Source organism: Streptomyces sp. NPDC060209, assembly GCF_042728155.1.
Taxonomy (GTDB): domain Bacteria; phylum Actinomycetota; class Actinomycetes; order Streptomycetales; family Streptomycetaceae; genus Streptomyces.
This window is the reverse complement of the sequence record NZ_JBHWZS010000471.1, coordinates 1-4,492: the sequence shown is the minus strand read 5'-3', so window position 1 is coordinate 4,492 and position 4,492 is coordinate 1. Positions and strand designations below refer to the sequence as shown.

Sequence of the window (4,492 nt, the reverse complement as noted above, 5' to 3'; positions counted from 1 at the left end):
GACTTCTCTCTGTCCGCCGGGCGCGGTCGTACGAGATCCCCAGGGCGCCGAGCCGGGCGCGTCATCCGTCGATGTGTCCGGTGAAGAGCATGACGAGGAACAAGGTCCACCCCAGCGTGGAGACGACCGCGGGAAAGAAGGCGGCGGCCATGCAGCCCGCCAGCACCAGCCCGTTGCGCCGCCGGCTGCGCGCGTGGGTCCTGGCGAGGAACCAGCTGGGCAGGACCAGCGCGTAGGAGATCAGCAGACCGCCGGTCAGCAGGAACGCCCGGTCGGCGAAGGCGTTCTCCATCGACGACACGGCGACGGCAAGCGCCGGTGCCAGCACGGTGCCGGTCAACGGGGCCGCCCACCAGCGTGGTTCGGGCTCCGTGGGCGCGGAGAGGGGGACGACGGGCGTCCTGACGTCGTTGCTCATGAACCCAGTTCACCGCGTGTGACGCTTCGATCACTCCGCCGGCGTACTCAGCCCGCGTCCGTGCCGTACTCATCCGAGGTGTGACTCACAGCCGGGCCTGCTTGAGCGCCATGTGCAGCAGCAGCCGGTCCTCGCCGTCGTTCAGGTCGAGTCCGGTCAGCTGCTGGACCCGGGCGAGGCGGTAGTAGAGCGTCTGGCGGTGGATGCCCAGTTCGGTGGCCGTACGGCTCGCCTGGCCCGCACGGTCGAGGAACACCTCGGCGGTGCGGGCCAGTTCCGCGTGGGGCGGGGTGAGCAGGGTGCGGACGGCCTGGTCCGGTGCGGTGTCCGGGGTGCGGGGCAGGGCGGCGAGGAGCCGGTAGGGGCCGATGGCCGACCATTCGGCGACCGGGCCGAAGCGGGACTCCGCCGAGGCCGCGCGGGCGGCGGACAGGGCCTCGTGCCAGGAGTCGGCCAGCTCCGTCAGGCCCCGGCGGGCGGTTGCGAGGCCGCCGGTCGCGGCGGCCCCGGCGGCGGTGCGCAGCCGCTCCGCGGCCGTCGTCGCCGGATCGAGCGCCTCGGGGGAGCGCAGTCGGACCAGGGCGGCCAGGGACTGGGCACCGGCTCCGGGCACCGTGGCGAGGGCCGCCGCCGACGGCACCGTACGCACGGACGGGGTCTCGCCGGACCACGGGATCACGCACACCACCGTGTGCAGCCCGTCCGCGTCGGTGCCGAGGGCCTCGCGCAGCGCGGCCACAGCCATGTCGCGCTGCCAGCCGCGCCCGGCGACGAGCACCGCGCCGAATTCCCGCGACAGGTCCGTGCCCGCCCGCTCCTCGTCGGACAGCAGGGCGCCGATCCGGGCCGAGACGTCCATCGCCGCCGCCAGCTGTCCGTCGGTCGGCCCCGGGTCCGCGTCCAGCAGCCACACGTACCCCAGCACGACACCCCGATGGCGTACAGGAAGGCAGATCCGGTCCCGGAACACCCCGGCCTCCGGGGCCGCCGGGATGCGGACCGGGCCCGTCGCCCGGGTGATGCCGAAGCCCTCGAACCAGGCGCGGACCGCCGGGGTGGAGCGCCGGGTGAGGATGGAGCGCGTACGGACGGGGTCCATGGCCGTGTCGTCGTCGCTGTCGTGGGCCCCGAAGGCGACCAGGCCGAAATCGCGGTTCTCCAGGGTCGCGGGGGCGCTGAGCAGCGCGGAGATCTCGTCCACCAGTTCCTGGTAATCGCCCTTCACCCAGCCATTCTCGCACCCCTTCAGACATATGTCTGAGATCCAGTACACGGATGCGTGACAGCTGTCGATGGCAGGCGCTTGCGGGGGTACCTAGATTTCACAGTGGTTCTCCGTGCCGTCCCGGTCTGTTCATGTCCGTACCGGTCCGGCCTCGTTCGTTCTCCGTGGAGGTGCCCCGTGCTGGGTCCCGTGATTCTCGCCGCGTCACGCAGCGACAAGATGCGTCGTTTCATCTCGGCCGCGCCGGGCACCAAGCAGGTCGTCGACCGGTTCATCGCCGGTGAGACCGTCGACCACGTCGTCCCGGTCATCCAGGACGCGGCCGCCAAGGGCCTCGAGGTCACCCTGGACGTCGTGGGTGAGGACATCACCACCCCCGAGCAGGCCGCCGCCGCGCGCGACGCCTATCTGGAGCTGGTCGGCCGCCTCGAGGAGCTCGGGCTCGGCGTCCGGGCCGAGATGTCCGTCAAGCTGTCGATGTTCGGCCAGGCGCTGGAGGGCGGCCACGAGCTGGCCCTCGCCAACGTCCGCCCCGTCGTCGAGGCCGCCGCCGCGATCGGCACCACGGTCACGCTGGACGCCGAGGACCACACCACCCTCGACTCGATGTTCGCCATCCACGAGGAGCTGCGGAAGGACTTCCCGCAGACCGGCTGCGTGATCCAGTCCTACCTGTTCCGCACCGAGGCCGACGCCCGCCGCCTCGCCGCCGCGGGCAGCCGGGTCCGCCTGGTGAAGGGCGCCTACAAGGAGCCCGCCTCCGTCGCCTACCAGAGCAAGCCGGAGATCGACAAGGCGTACGTCCGCATCCTGAAGACGCTGATGCAGGGCGAGGGCTACCCGATGATCGGCTCCCACGATCCCCGTCTCATCGCCATCGGCCAGGAGCTCGGACGCCAGGCAGGGCGCAAACTGGACGAGTACGAGTTCCAGATGCTGTACGGCATCCGCAGCGAGGAGCACGTCCGGCTCGCCGCCGAGGGCCACCGGATGCGCGTCTACACGGCGTACGGCACCGACTGGTACGGCTACTTCATGCGCCGCCTCGCGGAGAAGCCGGCCAACCTGCTGTTCTTCGGCCGCTCCGTTCTCACCAAGGGCTGAACCAAGGGCTGAAAAAGGGCTGACCCGCCCGGACGACCAACCACCTCAACCAAGGAGACAAGGCACTCATGGACGCTGTCACCCAGGTCCCCGCGCCGGTCAACGAGCCGGTCCACTCCTACGCCCCCGGCACCGCCGAGCGAGCCCGCCTGGAGGCGAAGCTCAAGGAGCTCAGCCAGAACCCCATCGACCTGCCGATGACCATCGGCGGCGAGAAGCGCATGGGTGGCGGCGAGCGTGTCGACGTCGTGCAGCCGCACAACCACAAGTCCGTCATCGGTACCTTCGCGGGCGCCACCGAGCAGGACGCCCAGGACGCCGTCGACGCGGCCCTCGCCGCCGCTCCGGCCTGGCGCGCGATGTCCTTCGACGACCGCGCGGCCATCATCCTGCGCGCCGCCGAGCTGCTGTCCGGCCCCTGGCGCGAGACGCTGGCCGCCTCCACGATGCTCGGCCAGGGCAAGACCGCGCAGCAGGCCGAGATCGACTGTCCCTGCGAGCTCGTCGACTTCTGGCGCTTCAACGTGCACTACGCGCGCCAGATCCTCGCCGAGCAGCCGCCGGCGAACTCTCCCGGCGTGTGGAACCGCATGGACCACCGCCCGCTCGAGGGCTTCGTCTACGCGATCACGCCGTTCAACTTCTCGGCCATCGCGGCCAACCTGCCCACCGCGCCCGCCCTCATGGGCAACGTCGTGGTGTGGAAGCCGTCCCCGACGCAGACCCACGCCGCCGTGCTGCTGATGCAGCTCCTGGAGGAGGCCGGGCTGCCCAAGGGCGTCATCAACCTGGTCACCGGCGACGGCATCGCCGTCTCCGAGGTGGCGCTGAACCACCGCGACCTGGCCGGTGTCCACTTCACCGGCTCGACCCCCACCTTCCAGCACCTGTGGAAGACGGTCGGCAACAACATCGCCAACTACCGCACCTACCCGCGGCTCGTCGGCGAGACCGGCGGCAAGGACTTCGTCGTCGCGCACCCGAGCGCCGACCGCGCCGTCCTGAAGACCGCGCTGACCCGCGGCTCCTTCGAGTACCAGGGCCAGAAGTGCTCGGCGTCCTCCCGCGCCTACGTCCCGGCCTCCATCTGGAACTCCGGCTTCAAGGAGGAGTTCGCAGCCGAGGTCGACGGCATCACCATGGGTGACGTCACCGACCTGTCGCACTTCATGGGCGCCGTCATCGACGAGCGTTCCTTCGCGAAGAACAAGGCCGCGATCGACCGCGCCGCCGCCGACCCGACCTGCGCGATCGTCGCCGGTGGCACGTACGACGACTCCGTCGGCTACTTCGTGCGCCCGACCGTCATCGTGTGCGACGACCCGGCCAACGAGGTCTTCACCACCGAGTACTTCGGCCCGATCCTCGCCGTCCACGTCTACGAGGACGAGAAGTACGACGCCATGCTGGAGCAGATGGAGTCGGTGTCCGACTACGCGCTGACCGGTGCGGTCATCTCCAACGACCGCGCGGCCGCCGCGTACACGATGGACAAGCTCCGCTACGCCGCGGGCAACTTCTACATCAACGACAAGTCGACCGGTGCCGTCGTCGGCCAGCAGCCCTTCGGCGGCGGCCGTGGCTCGGGCACCAACGACAAGGCGGGCGCCCCGCAGAACCTGCAGCGCTGGACGCTGACCCGCGCCATCAAGGAGACGCTGGTCGCGCCGACCGAGTACACCTACCCCCACCAGGGCTGACGCCCCCGGGGCGCCCGCACGGGGCGCCCCGCCCCGCACTCCGCC

4 protein-coding genes are annotated in these 4,492 nt (G+C 70.9%); 2 read left to right on the top strand and 2 right to left on the bottom strand.

Annotated features, from left to right (window positions below):
* Positions 1-61: 61 nt before the first annotated feature.
* Together ACFWFI_RS41245 and ACFWFI_RS41240 are read right to left on the bottom strand one after the other, a co-directional pair.
* Complete coding sequence (locus ACFWFI_RS41245) at positions 62-418, bottom strand: hypothetical protein (RefSeq protein ID WP_387400870.1); 357 nt, start codon at positions 416-418, stop codon at positions 62-64.
* Between the two features lie 85 nt (positions 419-503).
* The gene (locus ACFWFI_RS41240) at positions 504-1,643 is read right to left on the bottom strand and encodes a PucR family transcriptional regulator (RefSeq protein ID WP_387400868.1); all 1,140 of its coding nucleotides are present in this window, start codon (positions 1,641-1,643) and stop codon (positions 504-506) included.
* A 177-nt stretch (positions 1,644-1,820) separates the two neighbouring features.
* On the opposite strand from ACFWFI_RS41240, the gene ACFWFI_RS41235 reads away from it, so the two are divergent.
* Positions 1,821-2,747: a proline dehydrogenase family protein gene (locus ACFWFI_RS41235; protein ID WP_387400866.1), complete on the top strand. Its 927-nt coding sequence runs from the start codon at positions 1,821-1,823 to the stop codon at positions 2,745-2,747.
* A 68-nt stretch (positions 2,748-2,815) separates the two neighbouring features.
* Positions 2,816-4,447, top strand: a complete 1,632-nt coding sequence (gene pruA / locus ACFWFI_RS41230; protein ID WP_387400864.1) for an L-glutamate gamma-semialdehyde dehydrogenase — start codon at positions 2,816-2,818, stop codon at positions 4,445-4,447.
* The last annotated feature ends 45 nt before the right edge of the window (positions 4,448-4,492 follow it).